General features: G+C 42.4%; 31 protein-coding genes and 1 riboswitch. All 31 genes read right to left on the reverse strand.

The window, feature by feature from the left end; genetic code table 11:
* Positions 1–63: 63 nt before the first annotated feature.
* The 31 genes from rpsI to rplP all read right to left on the reverse strand — a co-directional run bounded on the left by rpsI (position 64) and on the right by rplP (position 18003).
* The gene (gene rpsI / locus JFU01_RS07935) at positions 64–456 is read right to left on the reverse strand and encodes a 30S ribosomal protein S9 (RefSeq protein ID WP_013668580.1); all 393 of its coding nucleotides are present in this window, start codon (positions 454–456) and stop codon (positions 64–66) included.
* Positions 457–469: 13 nt separating this feature from the next.
* Complete coding sequence (gene rplM, locus JFU01_RS07940; protein ID WP_013669478.1) at positions 470–913, reverse strand: 50S ribosomal protein L13; 444 nt, start codon at positions 911–913, stop codon at positions 470–472.
* Positions 914–1052: 139 nt separating this feature from the next.
* Positions 1053–1214: a hypothetical protein gene (locus tag JFU01_RS07945; RefSeq protein WP_013668826.1), complete on the reverse strand. Its 162-nt coding sequence runs from the start codon at positions 1212–1214 to the stop codon at positions 1053–1055.
* A gap of 56 nt (positions 1215–1270) precedes the next feature.
* The gene (locus tag JFU01_RS07950; RefSeq protein WP_195856526.1) at positions 1271–2230 is read right to left on the reverse strand and encodes a serine hydrolase; all 960 of its coding nucleotides are present in this window, start codon (positions 2228–2230) and stop codon (positions 1271–1273) included.
* A gap of 83 nt (positions 2231–2313) precedes the next feature.
* A complete protein-coding gene (locus tag JFU01_RS07955) occupies positions 2314–2505 on the reverse strand; it encodes a hypothetical protein (protein ID WP_013669932.1) in 192 nt (63 codons plus the stop codon).
* A 99-nt stretch (positions 2506–2604) separates the two neighbouring features.
* A complete protein-coding gene (gene truA, locus JFU01_RS07960) occupies positions 2605–3399 on the reverse strand; it encodes a tRNA pseudouridine(38-40) synthase TruA (protein WP_195856527.1) in 795 nt (264 codons plus the stop codon).
* A 102-nt stretch (positions 3400–3501) separates the two neighbouring features.
* Positions 3502–4296, reverse strand: coding sequence for an energy-coupling factor transporter transmembrane component T family protein (locus JFU01_RS07965; protein ID WP_013670109.1), 795 nt, complete (start codon positions 4294–4296; stop codon positions 3502–3504).
* A complete protein-coding gene (locus JFU01_RS07970) occupies positions 4286–5164 on the reverse strand; it encodes an energy-coupling factor ABC transporter ATP-binding protein (protein ID WP_195856528.1) in 879 nt (292 codons plus the stop codon). Before JFU01_RS07970 ends, JFU01_RS07965 begins: the two co-directional genes overlap by 11 nt.
* Entirely contained in the window at positions 5140–5979 is an 840-nt protein-coding gene (locus tag JFU01_RS07975) for an energy-coupling factor ABC transporter ATP-binding protein (RefSeq protein ID WP_195856529.1), read from the reverse strand. The genes JFU01_RS07970 and JFU01_RS07975 overlap by 25 nt, the downstream gene beginning before the upstream one ends.
* Before the next feature lie 65 nt (positions 5980–6044).
* Positions 6045–6170: riboswitch (FMN riboswitch) on the reverse strand.
* A gap of 51 nt (positions 6171–6221) precedes the next feature.
* A complete protein-coding gene (locus tag JFU01_RS07980; RefSeq protein ID WP_195856530.1) occupies positions 6222–8105 on the reverse strand; it encodes an acyltransferase family protein in 1884 nt (627 codons plus the stop codon).
* 210 nt (positions 8106–8315) lie between these two features.
* The gene (gene rplQ / locus JFU01_RS07985) at positions 8316–8696 is read right to left on the reverse strand and encodes a 50S ribosomal protein L17 (protein ID WP_013669270.1); all 381 of its coding nucleotides are present in this window, start codon (positions 8694–8696) and stop codon (positions 8316–8318) included.
* Positions 8697–8723: 27 nt separating this feature from the next.
* Positions 8724–9668, reverse strand: coding sequence for a DNA-directed RNA polymerase subunit alpha (locus JFU01_RS07990; protein ID WP_111852571.1), 945 nt, complete (start codon positions 9666–9668; stop codon positions 8724–8726).
* A gap of 76 nt (positions 9669–9744) precedes the next feature.
* Entirely contained in the window at positions 9745–10140 is a 396-nt protein-coding gene (gene rpsK, locus JFU01_RS07995) for a 30S ribosomal protein S11 (RefSeq protein ID WP_013669034.1), read from the reverse strand.
* Positions 10141–10171: 31 nt separating this feature from the next.
* The gene (rpsM, locus tag JFU01_RS08000; RefSeq protein WP_060778667.1) at positions 10172–10537 is read right to left on the reverse strand and encodes a 30S ribosomal protein S13; all 366 of its coding nucleotides are present in this window, start codon (positions 10535–10537) and stop codon (positions 10172–10174) included.
* Positions 10538–10562: 25 nt separating this feature from the next.
* Complete coding sequence (gene rpmJ, locus JFU01_RS08005) at positions 10563–10676, reverse strand: 50S ribosomal protein L36 (protein WP_013669541.1); 114 nt, start codon at positions 10674–10676, stop codon at positions 10563–10565.
* A 23-nt stretch (positions 10677–10699) separates the two neighbouring features.
* On the reverse strand, positions 10700–10918 hold the full coding sequence (gene infA, locus JFU01_RS08010; protein WP_013669764.1) for a translation initiation factor IF-1: 219 nt from the start codon (positions 10916–10918) through the stop codon (positions 10700–10702).
* A 99-nt stretch (positions 10919–11017) separates the two neighbouring features.
* On the reverse strand, positions 11018–11671 hold the full coding sequence (locus tag JFU01_RS08015) for an adenylate kinase (RefSeq protein WP_070558382.1): 654 nt from the start codon (positions 11669–11671) through the stop codon (positions 11018–11020).
* A gap of 20 nt (positions 11672–11691) precedes the next feature.
* Complete coding sequence (secY, locus tag JFU01_RS08020) at positions 11692–12990, reverse strand: preprotein translocase subunit SecY (protein ID WP_060778669.1); 1299 nt, start codon at positions 12988–12990, stop codon at positions 11692–11694.
* Positions 12990–13430: a 50S ribosomal protein L15 gene (gene rplO / locus JFU01_RS08025; RefSeq protein ID WP_013669395.1), complete on the reverse strand. Its 441-nt coding sequence runs from the start codon at positions 13428–13430 to the stop codon at positions 12990–12992. Before rplO ends, secY begins: the two co-directional genes overlap by 1 nt.
* A gap of 23 nt (positions 13431–13453) precedes the next feature.
* Positions 13454–13636, reverse strand: a complete 183-nt coding sequence (gene rpmD / locus JFU01_RS08030) for a 50S ribosomal protein L30 (protein WP_013669956.1) — start codon at positions 13634–13636, stop codon at positions 13454–13456.
* An 11-nt stretch (positions 13637–13647) separates the two neighbouring features.
* Positions 13648–14154 (reverse strand): 30S ribosomal protein S5, encoded by a 507-nt coding sequence (gene rpsE, locus JFU01_RS08035; protein ID WP_013668649.1) that lies wholly within the window; start codon positions 14152–14154, stop codon positions 13648–13650.
* Positions 14155–14174: 20 nt separating this feature from the next.
* Entirely contained in the window at positions 14175–14540 is a 366-nt protein-coding gene (gene rplR / locus JFU01_RS08040; protein ID WP_013669422.1) for a 50S ribosomal protein L18, read from the reverse strand.
* 42 nt (positions 14541–14582) lie between these two features.
* Entirely contained in the window at positions 14583–15122 is a 540-nt protein-coding gene (gene rplF / locus JFU01_RS08045) for a 50S ribosomal protein L6 (protein WP_064292994.1), read from the reverse strand.
* A 34-nt stretch (positions 15123–15156) separates the two neighbouring features.
* Positions 15157–15555: a 30S ribosomal protein S8 gene (gene rpsH / locus JFU01_RS08050; RefSeq protein WP_060778671.1), complete on the reverse strand. Its 399-nt coding sequence runs from the start codon at positions 15553–15555 to the stop codon at positions 15157–15159.
* A 29-nt stretch (positions 15556–15584) separates the two neighbouring features.
* Positions 15585–15770, reverse strand: coding sequence for a type Z 30S ribosomal protein S14 (locus JFU01_RS08055; RefSeq protein WP_041705886.1), 186 nt, complete (start codon positions 15768–15770; stop codon positions 15585–15587).
* 18 nt (positions 15771–15788) lie between these two features.
* Complete coding sequence (gene rplE, locus JFU01_RS08060) at positions 15789–16331, reverse strand: 50S ribosomal protein L5 (RefSeq protein WP_013669078.1); 543 nt, start codon at positions 16329–16331, stop codon at positions 15789–15791.
* 25 nt (positions 16332–16356) lie between these two features.
* Positions 16357–16665, reverse strand: a complete 309-nt coding sequence (rplX, locus tag JFU01_RS08065) for a 50S ribosomal protein L24 (RefSeq protein ID WP_195856531.1) — start codon at positions 16663–16665, stop codon at positions 16357–16359.
* 27 nt (positions 16666–16692) lie between these two features.
* Entirely contained in the window at positions 16693–17061 is a 369-nt protein-coding gene (gene rplN, locus JFU01_RS08070; RefSeq protein ID WP_013669368.1) for a 50S ribosomal protein L14, read from the reverse strand.
* Positions 17062–17088: 27 nt separating this feature from the next.
* The gene (gene rpsQ / locus JFU01_RS08075; protein WP_013668808.1) at positions 17089–17355 is read right to left on the reverse strand and encodes a 30S ribosomal protein S17; all 267 of its coding nucleotides are present in this window, start codon (positions 17353–17355) and stop codon (positions 17089–17091) included.
* A 32-nt stretch (positions 17356–17387) separates the two neighbouring features.
* The gene (gene rpmC / locus JFU01_RS08080; RefSeq protein ID WP_013670083.1) at positions 17388–17582 is read right to left on the reverse strand and encodes a 50S ribosomal protein L29; all 195 of its coding nucleotides are present in this window, start codon (positions 17580–17582) and stop codon (positions 17388–17390) included.
* Positions 17575–18003 carry a 50S ribosomal protein L16 gene (rplP, locus tag JFU01_RS08085; protein ID WP_013669835.1) on the reverse strand — a complete coding sequence of 143 codons (429 nt, stop codon included), beginning with the start codon at positions 18001–18003 and terminating at the stop codon, positions 17575–17577. The genes rpmC and rplP overlap by 8 nt, the downstream gene beginning before the upstream one ends.
* Position 18004 lies beyond the last annotated feature (1 nt).

Consider the following 18004-nt stretch of genomic DNA (forward strand, 5'->3'; position numbering starts at 1 on the left):
GCAAGAAAAAACACCCCATGGTGTGAACCAAGAGATGTTGTAAATGCTGTAATGACGCCAATTCTAACGTTTGGAGAATTGAGGTGCCTTACGCGCTTTCTTAAGACCTGGTTTACGACGTTCCTTCATACGTGGGTCACGTGATAATAAACCAGCTTCTTTTAATGGTTTACGGAAGTCAGGATCTACTTCCAATAATGCACGGGCAATACCGTGACGAGCTGCACCAGATTGGCCAGCAAAACCGCCACCTTGAACGTTAATATGGATGTCATATTGACCTTCAGTTTGTGTTACGGCTAATGGTTGTTTAACGATTACGAATAAGGATGCGTATGGTAAGTATTCTTCCATCGCTTTACCGTTAAAGAAGATATTACCAGTACCAGGTACTAAGCGTACGCGGGCAGTAGAATCCTTACGGCGTCCTGTTGCTTGATAACTTGCTTGTGCCACTGCTGTTCCCTCCTTAAATTAATTCTGTAATATCGATGGTTTCTGGTTGTTGCGCTTGATGTTTATGGTCGCTACCACTGTATACATGTAAGTGGGTAAATTGTTTACGGCCTAAACGATTCTTAGGTAACATACCACGAACTGCGGTTTCAATTAAACGTTCAGGTTTTTCTGCACGTAATTTACCAGCAGTGGTTTCTTTAATCCCACCTGGGTAACCAGTGTGGTGGTAGTATTTCTTATCTTGGGCTTTATTACCAGTTAATTTTACCTTGTCAGCGTTGATGATAATCACGTGATCACCAGTATCAACATTAGGGGTAAAAGTTGGTTTATTTTTACCACGTAACATATTTGTTGCTACAGCTGCTAAACGACCTAATGCAATATCAGTCGCGTCAAGAACAACCCAGTTACGTTCAACTTCGCTAGCTTTTGCCATATAAGTTTGACGCATGTTTATTTCCTCCGTTTACTTTACGATTGTTGCGTATCACAATTGGTTTCCGGGGCCGATCGTGGGGCAAACAATACCGTCTAATATCATAGCTATAATTTTACCTAAAGTCAAGTCTTTTTTATTTTTTAGCCGCCAGTTAACCCAAAAAATAATAGGCCGATAAAACCACCATGGCCGCCAGTAGGAGAAAACCAATCAAAACGAAAAGGAGGTAGAAACCTCGCCCTTCCCGCTTGTAAAAATAGTAAGACGACCCAATTAAACCCAGGGCCACTAGAAAACCTAAAAAGATCAGCATTGCTCCGCTCCTTATCCTTCATTTTCCATCTGTCTATAGCCTCTCTCCTTGAAACTTTACTCCCCATACAAGTACTGGTTAAAGACCTCAGCTAATTGCTTAAACCAGTCCGTTTTCTCACTGTCACTGGCTAACCAATCGGACGTCATCACGGCCAGGTAATAACTTTTTCCCTTAGCGTCTTTATAGATCCCACTTTCATTATAGATGCCGGTGAGCAAGCCATACTTGTTCCAATAATTGTCCTCACCAGCCAGGGCCTCGTCAAAGGGGATTGGCTCCTGGGACTGCTGCAATTGCTCGATTAAGAAGGCCGTATGCTCGCTATTCAATAGTTTGCCCTGCTCCAGTTCCTGGTAAAAACGGGCCAGATCTTCAGGAGTAATATGTAAGGAATAGTCCCCAGAGGTTTCAACACGAAAAGTCTGAAAACCCCAGTCATGCATAATTTGGTTAAAACGATCATAATCGACAATATCGCGCCCCAAAGTAATGGCGCGCTCATTGTCAGACCACTGGATAGTAGGGATAATAAGCTGCTTAATCCGCTCTTCTTGACTGGCAGTAATTTCCCCTTCTTCTAAAAGGTAAAGGGCCGCAGCGGCTAGAAGGGGTTTATAGGTAGAGGCGGTAATAAAGTCGGCTTGGTCGTTAATACCGGCGATTTTCTTGCCTTCTTGGTTAAAAACCGCTATGCCAACCTGGCCATCTGTTAACTGGCTGACTAAGTTTTGCAAGGCAGATTCTAGCGCCTTGGATTGACTAGCCCCGCTTTCCTTATCCAGCCAGGCTAGGTATTGGTCAGCCATGTGGTCGATTTGTTGCTTTTCTCCCGCAGCCTGCTGGCGGATAATTGAGACCGCCAGGCCCAGATTAAGTGCAAATAAAAGCAATGTAATGACTGCCAATACTTGTTTGGTGGCCTTTAGCTTATCTAAACGAATGGCCCGCACCAGTAAATAAGCAAAGCCGCCTAGGATGATCAAGCCTATTAGCAAGAAAGTTATCTTTACCATCTTTTCCTCCACAATTCCTTGTATTATTTACCGATCAATAGTATACAGTATCTTTCAATTGGAATAAGCTATACCAAGGCTAACTAAAATATCCCCGCCAGCATGAGTAAAATCGGTATGGTGATGAATAAAGTCAATAAGCAGCCACAGCCTTGAAGACTGGCCCCACAGCCCTGTAAGGTGTTGCCGAATTCTTCTAGCTCTTCTCCCTTTGACTTTTCTTCAACAATAATCTCATTGCCCTCTTCATCATACAACTTGCGGTATCTTGGCATGGAATCCTCTTCCTATAACAAAGGTTATTTTACAATATTTTTACAAATAATAAGTACTATCATCATAGCAAAAATGCCAGTAAAGGCCTAGTTTTTTCTCTAATAGAAGCCGTTCGCCTCTGACTTAGCAATGCGTTCTGCTCGACTGGGATAGTCCACATGGTGCAAGTAGAGACCATGTGCCTTGGCAGTGGGTCCCGCGGCGTTCCTGTCTTGAATCCTTAACAAGTCACTGAGATTCTCCACCGGACGCAGGCCATCGCCAATCTGCAAGCAAGTCCCCACAATAATCCGCACCATATTGTAGAGAAAACCATTGCCCTCAAAATAAAAAGTCAAAGCCTGACCGTCCTCAGAGACCTGACATTCCGCCCGGTAGATCTCCCGGTCAAAGACGGTTTTATCCGTTTTAGTGGAGCAGAAACTCTTAAAGTTATGCGCCCCTATTAAGGCCGGCAAGGCGGCTTGAATCCGAGAAACATCAGTACGATAGGGATGGTGGAGGACATAGTGGCGGTCAAAAGGCGAAACAAAGGGGGCTAGAGACACCTTATATAAGTAAGCTTTTCTCAAGGCATGGTAGCGAGCGTGGAAGTGTTTTTCCACTGGCTCAACTGCCTTCACACAAATAGCGTCATCTAAGATACTATTCAAAGCCCGTAATAGGCCCTCGGTTTCGATCTCTGAAGGGTAGTCAAAGTGAACCACTTGCCCCAGGGCATGGACACCAGAATCGGTACGGCCAGACCCATAGACAGGAATCTCTTGTCCCTTAGTCATTAATTTCAGGGCCTTTTCTAGGGCAGCCTGGATACTGGGACCATTGGGTTGGACTTGAAATCCCACATAGGGAGTACCATCATAAGCAATCGTCGCTTTATAGCGTTGTGGCATAATTATCAAACGCCTCTCTCCTTATATAATCACAAATAAATAGGAAAAGCCGGCCATCACTGCCAGCTTTTCGCTCTTGTCATTCTTTACTTGCCTTGGCCATTAGGACCTAAAGATTAATATTGCTAGGCAAACGCAAGCCACTAGCCCGATAGCCATGGTATCGCGTTGGTGCCAGTGGAGTAAACGATACTTGGTCCGTCCTTCGCCCCCTTGGTAGCCACGCGCTTCCATAGCAATGGATAAGTCGTAGGCGCGGTCAAAGGCCGAGACAAAGAGGGGCACCAAGATGGGAATAATGGCCTTGATCCGGCTCATTAAGGAGCCCTCGCTAAAGTCAACCCCACGGGCCCATTGAGCATCCATAATCTTGTCCGTCTCTTCTAATAAGGTTGGTACAAAGCGTAATGCAATGGACAGCATTAGGGCAATTTCGTGGACTGGAAGAATATTCTTTAAGGGCTTCATCAAACTTTCCAAGCCATCGGTAATATCCAGGGGTTTAGTGGTTAAGGTAAGAATGGTAGAAATGAAAATAATGTAAACGAAACGTAAAAAGATAAATAAGGCGTTCCATAAGCCTTCATCAGTGATAGCTAAAAAGCCCCATTGCCAGTAAACTTCCCCTGTCCGGGTAAAGAATAACTGCAAGGCCACCGTAATGAGGATCAATAGGATCATGGGCTTTAACCCTTTGAGAAAAATTTTCAAAGAAATTCCGGTAAGCCAGACAAAGGCCACCACTAAGAGTCCTAAGATCCCATAAGTCAGGCCATTATTGGCGAAGAAGATAAAGATCAGTAAGATGAACATGATGATCAATTTGGCCCGTGGATCCATTCGGTGGACCAGGGAATCCCCGTTCAAATAACGTCCCATAATAAATTTATTCTTCATCTTGAACCTCCCCTAGTTCAAAATAGTTAAGAATACTATCCGCAAGTTGGTCAACGGTTAGCGGATTGTCTTGGAGTTGAATCCCTGCTTTGTCAGCTAAAACCGCCTTAAATTCTAAACTATCAGGTAGTGACAGGCTATGGTCTCTGAGCCAGTCAGCATCAGAAAAGATTTCTTCTGTGGGCCCTTGACGGACCACCGTTCCTCGGTTCATCACAACAATATGATTGGCATATTGGGCAGCATCATTCATTTGATGGGTCACTAAAACCACCGTTAACTGGCGTTCCTTATAGAGTCGGTAGAACATGGCCATCATGTCCCGGTGCCCTTTAGGGTCCAAGCCAGCCGTGGGTTCGTCCAAGACTAAGACTTGGGGTTCCATGGCAAGGATCCCAGCAATGGCTACCCGACGCATTTGTCCACCCGATAAGTCGAAGGGCGATTGGTCATATAATTCACTTGGCAAACCAACCAGGTCCAGAGCTTCAATGGCTTTTTGACGAGCTTCTTCCTCACTAGCTCCGTAGTTTAAGGGGCCAAACATGACATCTTTAAGGACGGTTTCTTCAAAAAGTTGCGATTCAGGAAACTGAAAGACAATCCCTACTTGGCTACGAATACGGCGTAGGACTTCTCCTTTAGAGTTCTTGGTCACCTGGTCTGGCCCAATTTGAACGGTACCTTGGGTAGGCTTCAAGAGGCCATTAAGGTGTTTGATGGCGGTTGATTTTCCACTACCGGTATGGCCAATAAAGGCGGTAAAACTTTGGTCGGGAATGGTTAAATTCACATCATGCAAAGACAAGGTTTCAAAGGGAGTACCTGCCCCATAGGCATAACTTACGCCTTGGAATTCAATTTGCATAACCAGTCCACCAACCCTTCTTCAGTATAATAATCTGTTTCAAATGAAAAACCACCTTGGGCTAGGGCATTTTTTAATTGCACACTAAAGGGCACGCCCAGCCCCATATCGATCAACTTATCCCCATAAGAAAATATTTCTGCCGGTTTGCCCTCATTAACGATTTCTCCCTGACGAAAAACCAAAATCCGGTCGGCACTGGCCGCTTCACTTAAATCATGGGTAATGGATAGGACGGTGAGCTGGCTCTTTTCCTTCAGGCGGCGGATAACCTCCATCACTTCTTCGCGCCCTTCTGGATCCAGCATGGAGGTGGCTTCATCCAAAATAATCACCCGGGGCTGGAGAGCAATAATACCTGCAATGGCTACCCGTTGTTTTTGCCCTCCTGATAAGTTACTGGGTTCATATTGGCGATAAGCCGACATGCCGACCTCTTCTAAGGCCCAATTGACCCGCTCGACCATTTCATGGTGTGGTACCGCAGCATTCTCTAAGCCAAAGGCCACATCGTCTTCAACCGTGGCTCCAACGAATTGGTTGTCAGGATTTTGAAAGACCAGGCCGATATTTTGCCGGATCGTCCAGACATTGGCTTCATTAAGTGTTAAACCCGCCACGGTAATCTGGCCGGATTCCGCTTCTAATAACCCATCAATTAGTTTGGCCATGGTAGATTTTCCTGAGCCATTATGACCGATAATGGCTACCCATTCTTGGTCAAAGATATCAAAAGAAACCTGTTTGATGGTTTGTTTGTCTTCTTCCTTATCATAGCGAAAGCTAACATCTTTGACAGAGATGATCGACTCCAAGTTGTCTCCCCATTTCTAAAATAAAACCCTCCGTTCTAATTAACGGAGGGGCTATAGTTATCGTATTCACTCTTCTCCTATCAGACTTTACTGTCGGTACTAGAATTACACTAGTTCATTCCTATCAATCCCTTGATAGCTTGCGGACTTTTACCGCCGGTCGGGAAACGCTCCCTGCCCCGAAGATATCTGTAAATCTCTTATTAGTGTAACGGAACCAGTGCTATATTTCAACTGATTTATCACTTATTATCTTCAATTAGTGCCCGTCCCACATAGTCTGTCCAAGCCTTGACCCCTGCTTTTGAGAAGTGGATGCCATCTTGGCTGAGCCAATCGGCTTGGGCATTTTGATCATAGTAACCAGACCAATCAATTAATTGACAGTCCTTCCTGCTATCAGCGGTTGCCTTCAAGGCCTCGTTGACTTGTTGGCGCCAAGGCCGGTTGACATGGGTATTGACCAGGTAAATCTTCTTACCTTCAAAGCGTTTCAGTAATTGGTTGATTTGTTGGGAAGTAAAGCCACCATTGGCGCCTAAATCTACCACCACTTTATCCTGGATCTCATTATCAGCGCTAAAGCTATCAATCAGTTCACCAGCTTGGTAGACTTGGAGTCCCACCTTGGCACAGATATTTGACCGTGGGAAGAGAGCCGTAATCCCCTTAGAGACATCGATGGTTAAGGAGTCTCCTAAGAAGGTAAAACTGAGGCCGTTAGCCTGATAGAGGACCCCATTAGAGAAGTCACTCACGATGGCCTGTTGGTCTTGGCTGAGCGACTGCCGGTATTTTTCAATATCTTCGTCATTATCACTAGCAATGGTATGCTTTTCCCGGTTGGCTTGTTCGATAGCTTCTCGGGCCTCCCGCGCTTCAGCCTCGGACTTGAGCACCACTTCTCCCTTGGGTGCTGTCACTAGGGCAAAGAGCGCTAAGCCTAGGACCAGGGTAAAGCCCCAAAAGAGGACTTTTTGGTACCAGGGAGTCTCCTTAGCCCGGACTTGACGAAAACCAGTAATTAAACGGAGCGGCTCCCCTTTAGGTCGTATATAAATCGGTATTGTCACTAAGCGCTGGTTAACTAGGGCGTCTAGGAGTAGACCAATCACAAAGATCGCTAAGACCTGTAACCAGGGTTGCATGGTAAACCAGTTTTGTTGACTGGCATGGGCAGTAAAGACAATATAGATGGGATAGTAGGTCAGATAGACGAAATAATTCTTCCGCCCGATAAAGGCCAAGGGCTTAAAGCGAAGAGCCTTACCAATAAAGGACTGGTCTTGGACAATAGCTAAAACAAATAAGACTACCAATAGGTCAAAGACCAACATGCCCCCATAATAGGTCCACAGGGATGAATCGGTCAAGAACTTCATCAAGACTGCTAATATACCAGCAGTCACTAGGGCAATTAAGTCTGGCGTCCAAGACGTCTTAAGCAGCCGATCTGAGAAGCCTATGATTTCTTCCCCCATCAAGAAAGCGATACTCCCTAATAAAAAGGAAAATAAGCGGCTATCGGTCCCATAGTAGGCCCGACTGGGGTCTTGACCCGGAGTAAAGAGAAAAGCCATCCAGGCCACTGACATCAAGGCTAAGACGATCAAAAAATAAGTAAAACGCTGTTTGGTCAGTCGCCGTCTCAGTAAGCCATAGATGAAATAAAAGACCACCAGCGACTGTAGGTAGACTCCCAAGTACCAGAGATGGGTCAAAAGCGAGGGGTGGAGAAATTCAGCAAAATAGGAAGACCCGATGGCAATCTGATACCAGTTATTGACAAAGGCCAAGCTGGAAAAGACCACTGGGCGGATATTGGTTAACAGCTCAGCTTGAAAAAGGAGTAAGAGCGCTAGTAAGAGAATAATAAAAAAGACCAAGGGCCAAAACATCTTCCCTAAGCGCCTGAAAAATTGCCAGCCCAGTCTGAAGGACTTGCCCTCCCTTAAGCGGCGTTCTAACTGACTGGTCACCAAATAACCCGATAGGATTAAGAATATATCCACCGCTAAAAAGCCACCCGGCAAGGAATTGGTGAAGAAATGATAACAAATGATGGCAAGCATGGCAAAGAGCCTCAGGGTATCTAGCTGAGGTAAATATAGCCGTTCTTGGCGCATGGGGAAACCTCTTCTCTATGAATGTTCATTAACATTATTATTATAACAAATATTCTCTATCGAAAACTAAAAAAGCGCAAAAAAAAAAGACATATAAAATGTCTCAATAAAAAACAAACTTTTTCACCCCTAGACTTCTGCCTAGGGATGAAAGAGCTAGACTCGAAAAGAGACAAAGGTCTCCTTCCATCATCATAACACTCAAAAGTTTTATACTAATTCGATAATCGCCATTGGAGCGTTGTCGCCGCGACGTGGTTCGGTTTTTAAAATACGAGTATAACCACCTTGACGGTCAGCGTAACGTTCACCTAAGTCATTGAATAACTTTTGAAGAACGGTTTCAATAACGATTTTTTCGTCTTCAACACGAACATCGCTCACTTCATTACGTAAGTAACTTGCTGCGCGACGACGAGAAGCCAGATCGCCTTTTTTACCTAAAGTGATCATTTTTTCAGCAGTTTTACGAATTTCTTTAGCGCGAGTTTCAGTCGTGGTAATGCGTTCGTTGATTAATAAGTCAGTAGTTAAATCACGTAATAAGGCTTTACGTTGGGAGCTACTACGACCTAATTTACGGTAACTCATTCTTAGTATTCCTCCTTCTTAAAGATATTAGTCATCATCTTTTAAAGATAAGTCTAATGCGTCGAGTTTGCCTTTGACTTCGTCTAATGATTTACGTCCCAGGTTACGGACCTTCATCATTTCTGCTTCAGTCTTTTGAGTTAATTCTTCAACGGTGTTAATCCCTGCCCGTTTCAAGCAGTTATAGGACCGTACCGATAAGTCTAATTCCTCAATGGTCATTTCGAGCATTTTTTCTTTTTGTGTTTCTTCTTTCTCAACCATGATTTCAGCTTCTTGAGCTTCATCAGTTAGGCTAACAAAGATTGCAAGATGTTCCGTTAAGACTTTAGCCGCTAAGCTTAAAGCTTCCTTAGGGGCAATCGTTCCATCCGTCCAAATATCGAAAGTCAATTTATCGTACTCATTGACTTCACCAATCCGGGTATTTTCTACTTGGTAGTTAACCTTCTTAATTGGTGTATAGATTGAATCGACCGGAATGACACCAATAGGCATGTCGTCCGTTTTGTTGTTTTCAGCACGAACAAAGCCACGTCCATTCTTAACATGCATCAGCATATGGATTTTGGCACCTTCAGCCAAAGAACAAATATGTAGATCTGGATTCAAAACATCGAAGTCCGCATCAGCAGTAATATCTGCAGCAGTTACTTCAGCTGGTCCAGTGATATCAAGTTCAATGTCCTTTTCATCGACATCGTATAATTTAAGCGCAAGTTGCTTAATATTAAGAACAATTTGGGTAACGTCTTCACGTACTCCTGGAATAGTTGAAAATTCATGTAAAACATTTTCAATCTTTATCGATGTAACAGCTGTCCCTGGTAATGAGGATAAAAGTACACGACGAAGGGAATTACCTAAAGTCGTCCCATAACCTCTCTCTAGTGGTTCGACAGCGAATTTACCAAACTTATTATCTTCGCTGGTTTCAATGGTTTCGATATTTGGCTTTTCAATTTCGATCATCTAGTAGTTTACCCCTTTCAAAACGTGAAAACTTGCACCTTTAAGTAAGTCCAAATGCATCAATCGTTTTAAAACATTAAACACGACGACGTTTTGGAGGACGACAACCATTATGAGGAATAGGTGTTACATCACGAATTGCAGTAACTTCTAATCCTGCAGCTTGAAGTGCACGAATAGCAGATTCACGACCAGAGCCAGGACCTTTTACCGATACTTCTACGGTTTTCATCCCATGATCCATTGCTGTTTTAGCAGCTGTTTCTGAAGCTAATTGTGCAGCATATGGTGTTGATTTACGGGAACCTTTAAAGCCAAGAGCCCCTGCAGAAGACCAAGAAATCGCATTTCCTTGTTCATCAGTAATCATCACAATAGTATTGTTGAATGTTGAGTGAATATGTGCGACGCCTGACTCAACATGTTTCTTGACACGACGTTTACGTGATCCTTGACGTTTTGCTTTTGCCATCTGTATGCTAACCTCCTTTATTTTAAATTAATTATTTCTTCTTAGCGATCGCTAAGCCACGTTTACCTTTACGGGTACGTGCATTGTTTTTAGTGTTTTGTCCACGAACTGGTAAGCCACGACGGTGACGCATACCACGGTATGAACCAATTTCTTGTAAACGTTTGATATCCATATTGATATCGCGGCGTAAGTCACCTTCAACTTTGATCTTGTCCACTTCTTTACGTAGGCGGTCAAGTTCATCGTTAGTGAGGTCACGAACACGAGTATCTTCGGAAACATCACAAGCTTCACAAATCTTTTCAGCTGTGGCTTTACCAATACCGAAAATGTAGGTTAATGAGATAACCACGCGTTTATCTCTAGGAATATCTACTCCTGCAATACGTGCCATTTATCTGGTCCCTCCTATCTATTAATTAACCTTGACGTTGTTTATGTTTAGGGTTCGCACAAATAACCATAACACGGCCACTACGGCGAATTACCTTGCATTTTTCACAAATAGGTTTTACTGATGCTCTAACTTTCACTCTTTTACCTCCTTATACCACCATTACTTGAATCGGTAGGTAATACGTCCTTTACTTAAGTCATAAGGAGACATTTCTACCTTTACACGGTCGCCAGGTAAAATACGGATATAATTAACACGCATTTTTCCTGAAATATGCGCTAAAACTTCAAAGCCGTTTTCGAGCTCGACTTTGAACATTGCATTTGGTAACGATTCAGTAACAGTACCTTCAACTTCAATCATATCTTCTTTAGCCACAATATATCCTCCCAGTCTATCCAAGTAATAGCTTCAAACAGTAGGTGTATCTTTCGACTAACTCGAATATTTTACCACAACAAAGAATAGTTATCAAGTCTAATCTTCGATAACTTCAGAAATGCGGTTAAAGACATTTTCAATGCCAATGTCGCCAGGAACCTTGTAAAGCTTGCCCTTAGCTTCATAGAATTCAACCAGGGGCGTGGTTTGTTTTAGGTTTACCTGGATACGATTTTCGACAACTTCAGCTTTGTCATCCTCACGTTGGTAGAAGTCATGACTACCACAACGGTCACAGGTGTTTTCTTCTTTTGGTGGGTTAGAGTTAACATTATAAGTTGCCCCACACGAACGACAAATGATTCTGCCGGTTAAACGTTGTTTTAACACGTCAGGATCAACATCAATGTAAATAACTGCATCAATGGGTTGATCAATACTTGCCGTAATCTCTTCTAAAGCTTCAGCCTGGTTAATGGTTCTTGGGAAACCATCTAACATATAACCCTCATCATCTTTGACTTGAGCTAAGCGGTCTTTGACAATGCCGTTGGTTACTTCATCAGGGACTAAAGAACCAGAATCCATGTAGGACTTGGCTTTTTTCCCTAATTCGGTGCCGTCAGCCATAGCTTGGCGGAACATATCACCAGTAGAAATATGAGGAATTTTATAAGCTGCTTCAATGCGTTCAGCTTGGGTTCCCTTACCTGCACCAGGTAAGCCCATCAAAATAATATTTCTTTTCATCTCTATGCACTCCCAATTTCCTATTCACGAATGAATCCAATATAACGATGTTTAATTAAACGTCCTTCAATTTGCTTATAGGTATCTAATGCGACTCCGACAACGATCAACAAGCTTGTCCCACTTAAAGCGACTCTTTGTGACATATCTAAGACATATGATATCACTAAAGGCGCGGTTGCAATGGCCATTAAGAACAGTGCACCAAAGAAACTTAAACGATTGAGAACCGTTGAAATAAACTGTTCAGTTGCTAAACCAGGACGAACACTAGGAATGTAGGCCCCTGATTTTTGGAAGTTCTCAGCCACACGTTCTGGATTAATCTGAATATGGGCATAAAAGAAGGTGAACAGAATAATCGTCACCGCATATAGGGCAATCCCTAAAGGATCTTGTAATGAAAAGATCCGTGAGACGAGTTTAAACCATTCAGCCTCTCCGTGAGAAGCTCTAAAGAAATTCAAGATCGTTTGCGGAACCATGATTAAGGAACTGGCAAAGATCACTGGGATAACACCAGCTGAATTGATTTTTAATGGTAGGTGGGCACGTTGGTTAGCACTATTGGCCCGTTTAGAATAGCGCACCGGAATCCGGCGTTCAGCCTGGTTGATAAAGACCACAAAGGTAATGATAAGGATCATTATCAGGATAAAGGCCAATGCCAATAAGCCGTTTTGAACCAAGGCGTTGCCTTCTGCTTTGAGAAGTTTGGAACTCACAAAAGCAACAATTTCTGTAGGGACGCGTGAAACGATCCCTGCAAAAATAATTAATGAAGTTCCATTACCTACCCCATATTGCGTGATTTGCTCCCCAATCCAGGTAACAAACATGGATCCAGCTGTCATAATCAAGGCAATGAATAAGTAAGTTGTCGTACTTGGGTTTTGAATTAGGCCGAATTGGGCTAATGAGTTAAACCCTAAAGACAAGGCTAATGATTGAAAGAAAGCGATCGCTACTGCAAAGTAACGCGTCCATTTATTTAACTTCCGACGCCCTACCTCCCCTTGCTTGGACCACTCAGTGAATGATGGAACAATTTCCATCTGCAAGAGCTGGATAACAATCGAAGCAGTAATGTAGGGTGAAACACCTAAGGAGAAGATGGAGTAACTCGCTAAGGCTCCACCACCAAAGGTATTTAACAAGCCGAATAGGCCCGAATTTGCTAAAGTTGATACCGCTCCAGCATTAACAAAGGGAACGGTAATATGTGAGCCGATTCTAAAGACAATCAACATCCATAGAGTAAAGAAGATTCGACCTCTAATATTTTTGTCCTTGAAGGCTTGTTTCAAGGTGCTAAACATTAGATCACCTCGCAAACTCCCCCAGCGGCTTCAATAGCTTCTTTTGCAGACGCTGAGAATTTAGCAGCTTTTACTGTTAACTTACGTTCTAAGTTACCTTGTCCTAAAATTTTAACGCCAGCTTTTTCCTTCTTGATTAAACCTGCTTCAGCTAATTCATTGGCTGAAACTTCTGAGCCGTCTTCAAAAACATTTAAGTCTTCAATATTAACAATCGCATATTCCTTACGGTTAATGTTGGTGAAACCACGTTTAGGGATACGACGGTAAAGTGGAGTTTGTCCACCTTCGAAGCCTAGACGAGTACGTCCACCGGAACGTGCTAATTGTCCTTTTTGACCACGGGTAGAGGTTTTACCCCAACCTGACCCTGATCCACGACCTACACGTTTGCGTGAATGACGAGATCCTTTTGCGGGTTGTAATTCATGTAATGCCATCTAGTCTGCACCTCCTTTAGAAATTATTTTACGTCTTCAACAGAGACTAGGTGGGCTACTTTATTAATCATACCATTAATTGCTTCATCACGTGTCTTAACAACACTGTAGCCAACATGTTTTAAACCTAGTGCTTTAACTGTTCTAATTTGATCTTCTTTGCGACCAATTAAACTTTTCTTTAAAGTAATTTTTACTTCTGACATGGTTTGTCCCCCTAACCTAATAGTTCTTGTACGGATTTACCACGTAATTGAGCAACTTCTTTAGGGTCTTTTAATTCAGCAAGACCTTGGATAGTTGCTTGAACCATATTAATTGGTGTATTGGATCCGAGAGATTTTGAAGTAATATCAGCAATACCGGCTAATTCAACAACGGCACGGATTGGACCACCAGCGGCAACCCCAGAACCGACTTTAGCAGGTTTAAGCATAACACGACCACCATTGAATTTACCAATGACTTCATGTGGAATAGTTGTACCAGCAAGTGGAACCGCGATCATGTTTTTCTTACCATTTTCAATCGCTTTATTAATTGCTGCTGGCACTTCAGAAGCTTTACCAGTACCAAAACCAACGTGACCTTCACCGTCACCAACAACCACTAGGGCTGCAAAGCGCATACGGCGACCACCTTTAACAACTTTGGTTACTCGATTAATAGCAACAACGCGATCTTCAATCTTTTTGTCATCAATTTGAACGAAATCTTTTGCCATGTTTAGGTATCCTCCTTTGCTTAGAATTCTAATCCATTTTCACGAGCGGCTTCTGCTAAAGCTTTGACACGGCCGTGATATTGGTAACCCCCACGGTCAAAGACAACTGCAGTAACTCCTGCTTCTTTACCGCGTTCAGCAATGGCTTGGCCAACTGCTTGGGCATTTTCAGTTTTGCTTCCTTTGTTTAATTCTGAATTGGCATCAGAGGCACTTGCAAGCGTAACACCCGCTACGTCATCAATTAATTGAGCGTAGATGTGTTTATTTGAGCGGTAAACGCTCAAGCGTGGGCACTCTGCTGTTCCAGAAAGATTACGACGAATACGTGCATGACGTTTTTGACGTAATGCATTTTTATCTGGTTTGCTAATCAATTTTGTCACCTCTTAATTGTTATTTTTATTAGGTAAAGTACTGTAAGCTTATTACTTACCAGTTTTACCTTCTTTACGGATAATGTGTTCGCCAGCGTATTTAATCCCTTTACCCTTGTAAGGTTCTGGTTTACGTACTTGACGGATTTTAGCAGCTAATTCGCCAACTTTATCTTTGTCAACACCATTAATCTTGATTTCAGTATTGCTTGGAACTTCAAAGTCAATACCTTCTGGTGCTTCAAATTCTACTGGATGGGATAATCCCACTTGTAAGACAAGTTTTTTACCTTGTAATTGAGCACGGTAACCAACCCCGGATAGTTCCAATTGTTTAGAGAAACCTTCGTGGGTCCCTAATACCATGTTATAGAATAATGAACGAGACGTTCCATGCATAGAACGGGCTTCTTTTGATTGGTTAACTGGTTCAAAAGTATATTCATTTTCTTCGTTTTGAGCGATTTTAATCAATGGATTGAATTCGCGTGTTAATTCACCTTTAGGGCCTTTAACAGTAACAGTAGAACCGTCAACAGATACGGTTACGTCACTTGGTACGGCAACTGGTTTATAACCAATACGACTCATCTAGGCTGCACCTCTTTCTATAATGATTTCTCTCTTACCATACGTAGGCAAGAATTTCGCCACCAATGTTCTTTTGGCGTGCTTCTTTGTCAGTAACAACACCTTCAGATGTTGAGACAATGGCAATCCCTAAACCGTTCAACACTTTAGGAATTTCATCACTTTTTGCGTAAACACGTAATCCTGGTTTAGAAATACGGCGTAAGTTTGTGATGATACGTTGGTTATCGGCACCGTATTTCATGAATACGCGGATAATCCCTTGTTTGTCGTCTTCTAAGACTTCATAGCCTTTGATATAGCCTTGTTCTTCTAAGATTTTAGCAATTGCTTCTTTCATTTTTGAAGCTGGAACTTCAACTGTTTCATGACGCACTAAGTTAGCGTTACGAATACGAGTTAGGAAGTCCGCAATTGGATCTGTCATGACCATCTAAGTACACCCTCCTTTATATTACTTGATTACCAACTAGCCTTCTTGACCCCTGGAAGTTGTCCTTTATGGGCAAGTTCACGAAGACAAATACGGCATAATTTAAACTTACGGTAAACAGAGTGGGGTCTGCCACAGCGTTCACAACGTGTGTAAGCCTGTGTTGAATACTTAGGTTTACGTTTATTCTTTTCGATCATTGCTTTTTTAGCCAAACCGTTCGCCTCCTTGTACTATTTTTGGAATGGCATTCCTAATTGTGCCAATAATTCTCTTGATTCTTCATCAGATTCTGCGGTAGTTACGATAACAACGTCTAAACCACGAACTTTATCAACTTCATCAAAGTCGATTTCTGGGAAGATTAATTGTTCACGAATACCTAAGGTGTAGTTACCACGTCCATCAAAGGAACGTTTGCTAATTCCGCGGAAGTCACGAACACGAGGAAGTGAAACATTAATTAACTTGTCTAAGAAGTCATACATACGTTCACCACGTAAGGTAACTTTGGTACCAATAGGCATACCTTCACGTAAGCGGAAACCAGCGATTGATTTCTTCGCTTTGGTGATAATTGGTTTTTGACCAGAGATCTTGGTTAATTCTTCAACTGCATTTTCAAGATTTTTTGAGTTGGAGACTGCGTCGCCGACACCCATATTTAAAACAATCTTGTCAACTTTTGGCACTTGCATTGGAGAAGTATAGTTAAACTTTTCAATTAAAGCGTTCTTTACTTCGTTATTGTATTTTTCTTTTAAATGATTAGCCATAATCTGTTAGTTCCTCCTTCCTTGATTAATCTAAGGCTTTGCCAGATTTTTTTGCCACACGAACACGCTTGCCGTCACGTTCTTCAATGGCAACACGGGTCTTTTCGTTGGTTTCTGGATCAATTACTTGGACATTTGATACATGAATTGCAGCTTCTTCTTCGATGATGCCGCCTTGTGGATTTGCTTGGGATGGACGTTGGTGTTTCTTCACTAAGTTTGCGCCTTCAACGAGTACGCGGTCTTTCTTAGGGAAAGTTTTTAAAACTGTTCCTTGAACGCCTTTGTCTTTACCAGCAATAATTTCTACTTTATCACCTGTTTTAATACGCATCTTTTGGACACCTCTCTTTCAATATGATTAAAGTACTTCTGGAGCGAGTGAAATAATACGCATATAGTTGTTTTCACGTAATTCACGAGCTACTGGTCCAAAGATACGAGTTCCACGTGGTGTTTTGTCATCACGAATAATTACACAGGCATTTTCATCGAATTTGATGTATGAACCATCAGCACGACGTGTTCCACTCTTGGAGCGAACAATAACAGCTTTTACCACATCACCTTTTTTAACAACGCCACCGGGTGTAGCTTGTTTTACTGTACATACAATAACGTCACCGATGTTAGCTGTTTTACGACCTGAACCACCTAAAACGCTGACACATAGGACTTCACGTGCTCCTGAGTTATCAGCAACTTTCAAGCGACTTTCTGTTTGAATCATCTTCTAGTATCCTCCTTCCAGTTAGCGTTAAATAATAACTGATTTTTCAACAATTTCAACTAGACGGAAATATTTATCCTTAGATAGTGGACGGGTTTCCATAATTTTAACGGTGTCGCCTACTTTTGCTGAATTCTTTTCATCATGTACTTTATATTTCTTGGAATACGAAATACGTTTTTTGTATGTTGGATGGAATTTAAATGTGTCTACTTGGACAACGATCGTCTTATCCATTTTGTCGGAAACAACGCGTCCTTGTAGAACTTTACGGTGATTACGTTTTTCTGCCATTTCTTTAATATCCTCCTTTACTGATTAACGTTTTACGCGAGTTCTTGTTGACGCAATGCTGTTTTAATACGAGCAATTTGTTTACGAACTTGTTTAATACGCGCAGTATTTTCTAATTGACCGGTTGCCAATTGGAATCGTAAATTGAATAACTCTTGTTTGTATTCTTGTTCCTTTGCGTTTAATTCAGCCACGGAAAGATCTTTTAATTCAGAAAATTTATTCATTCGATTCACCACCTACATCACGTTTGACAATCTTACAACGAATTGGTAATTTGTGGGCAGCAAGACGTAGCGCTTCACGAGCAACTTCTTCAGGCACCCCTGCAATTTCAAATAAAATTTTTCCGCGTTTAACAGGAGCTACCCAGCCTTCTGGAGCACCTTTACCGGAACCCATACGAACACCAATGGCTTTGGCGGAGTATGGTTTGTGAGGGAAGATTTTAATCCATACTTTCCCTCCACGTTTCATATAACGTGTCATCGCGATACGGGCTGCTTCGATTTGGCGGTTGGTGATCCATTTAGAATCTAATGCTTGTAAGCCATATTCACCATAGGCGATTTCTTTACCGCCTTTAGCTTCTCCACGCATTTTTCCGCGGAACTCACGTCTATGTTTAACACGTTTAGGTACTAACACG

It is taken from the genome of Aerococcus sp. Group 2, assembly GCF_905125285.1.
GTDB lineage: Bacteria > Bacillota > Bacilli > Lactobacillales > Aerococcaceae > Aerococcus > Aerococcus urinae_E.

Excerpts from the sequence above, each read along its gene's own strand:
- rplM (WP_013669478.1), bottom strand. The coding sequence starts at position 913 with ATGCGTCAAACTTATATGGCAAAAGCTAGCGAAGTTGAACGTAACTGG.
- JFU01_RS07945 (WP_013668826.1), bottom strand. The coding sequence starts at position 1,214 with ATGCTGATCTTTTTAGGTTTTCTAGTGGCCCTGGGTTTAATTGGGTCG.
- JFU01_RS07950 (WP_195856526.1), bottom strand. The coding sequence starts at position 2,230 with ATGGTAAAGATAACTTTCTTGCTAATAGGCTTGATCATCCTAGGCGGC.
- JFU01_RS07955 (WP_013669932.1), bottom strand. The coding sequence starts at position 2,505 with ATGCCAAGATACCGCAAGTTGTATGATGAAGAGGGCAATGAGATTATT.
- truA (WP_195856527.1), bottom strand. The coding sequence starts at position 3,399 with ATGCCACAACGCTATAAAGCGACGATTGCTTATGATGGTACTCCCTAT.
- JFU01_RS07965 (WP_013670109.1), bottom strand. The coding sequence starts at position 4,296 with ATGAAGAATAAATTTATTATGGGACGTTATTTGAACGGGGATTCCCTG.
- JFU01_RS07970 (WP_195856528.1), bottom strand. The coding sequence starts at position 5,164 with ATGCAAATTGAATTCCAAGGCGTAAGTTATGCCTATGGGGCAGGTACT.
- JFU01_RS07980 (WP_195856530.1), bottom strand. The coding sequence starts at position 8,105 with ATGCGCCAAGAACGGCTATATTTACCTCAGCTAGATACCCTGAGGCTC.
- rplQ (WP_013669270.1), bottom strand. The coding sequence starts at position 8,696 with ATGAGTTACCGTAAATTAGGTCGTAGTAGCTCCCAACGTAAAGCCTTA.
- JFU01_RS07990 (WP_111852571.1), bottom strand. The coding sequence starts at position 9,668 with ATGATCGAAATTGAAAAGCCAAATATCGAAACCATTGAAACCAGCGAA.
- rpsK (WP_013669034.1), bottom strand. The coding sequence starts at position 10,140 with ATGGCAAAAGCAAAACGTCAAGGATCACGTAAACGTCGTGTCAAGAAA.
- rpsM (WP_060778667.1), bottom strand. The coding sequence starts at position 10,537 with ATGGCACGTATTGCAGGAGTAGATATTCCTAGAGATAAACGCGTGGTT.
- JFU01_RS08015 (WP_070558382.1), bottom strand. The coding sequence starts at position 11,671 with ATGAAAAGAAATATTATTTTGATGGGCTTACCTGGTGCAGGTAAGGGA.
- secY (WP_060778669.1), bottom strand. The coding sequence starts at position 12,990 with ATGTTTAGCACCTTGAAACAAGCCTTCAAGGACAAAAATATTAGAGGT.
- rplO (WP_013669395.1), bottom strand. The coding sequence starts at position 13,430 with ATGGCATTACATGAATTACAACCCGCAAAAGGATCTCGTCATTCACGC.
- rpmD (WP_013669956.1), bottom strand. The coding sequence starts at position 13,636 with ATGTCAGAAGTAAAAATTACTTTAAAGAAAAGTTTAATTGGTCGCAAA.
- rpsE (WP_013668649.1), bottom strand. The coding sequence starts at position 14,154 with ATGGCAAAAGATTTCGTTCAAATTGATGACAAAAAGATTGAAGATCGC.
- rplF (WP_064292994.1), bottom strand. The coding sequence starts at position 15,122 with ATGAGTCGTATTGGTTATAAACCAGTTGCCGTACCAAGTGACGTAACC.
- rpsH (WP_060778671.1), bottom strand. The coding sequence starts at position 15,555 with ATGGTCATGACAGATCCAATTGCGGACTTCCTAACTCGTATTCGTAAC.
- rplE (WP_013669078.1), bottom strand. The coding sequence starts at position 16,331 with ATGGCTAATCATTTAAAAGAAAAATACAATAACGAAGTAAAGAACGCT.
- rplX (WP_195856531.1), bottom strand. The coding sequence starts at position 16,665 with ATGCGTATTAAAACAGGTGATAAAGTAGAAATTATTGCTGGTAAAGAC.
- rplN (WP_013669368.1), bottom strand. The coding sequence starts at position 17,061 with ATGATTCAAACAGAAAGTCGCTTGAAAGTTGCTGATAACTCAGGAGCA.
- rpsQ (WP_013668808.1), bottom strand. The coding sequence starts at position 17,355 with ATGGCAGAAAAACGTAATCACCGTAAAGTTCTACAAGGACGCGTTGTT.
- rpmC (WP_013670083.1), bottom strand. The coding sequence starts at position 17,582 with ATGAATAAATTTTCTGAATTAAAAGATCTTTCCGTGGCTGAATTAAAC.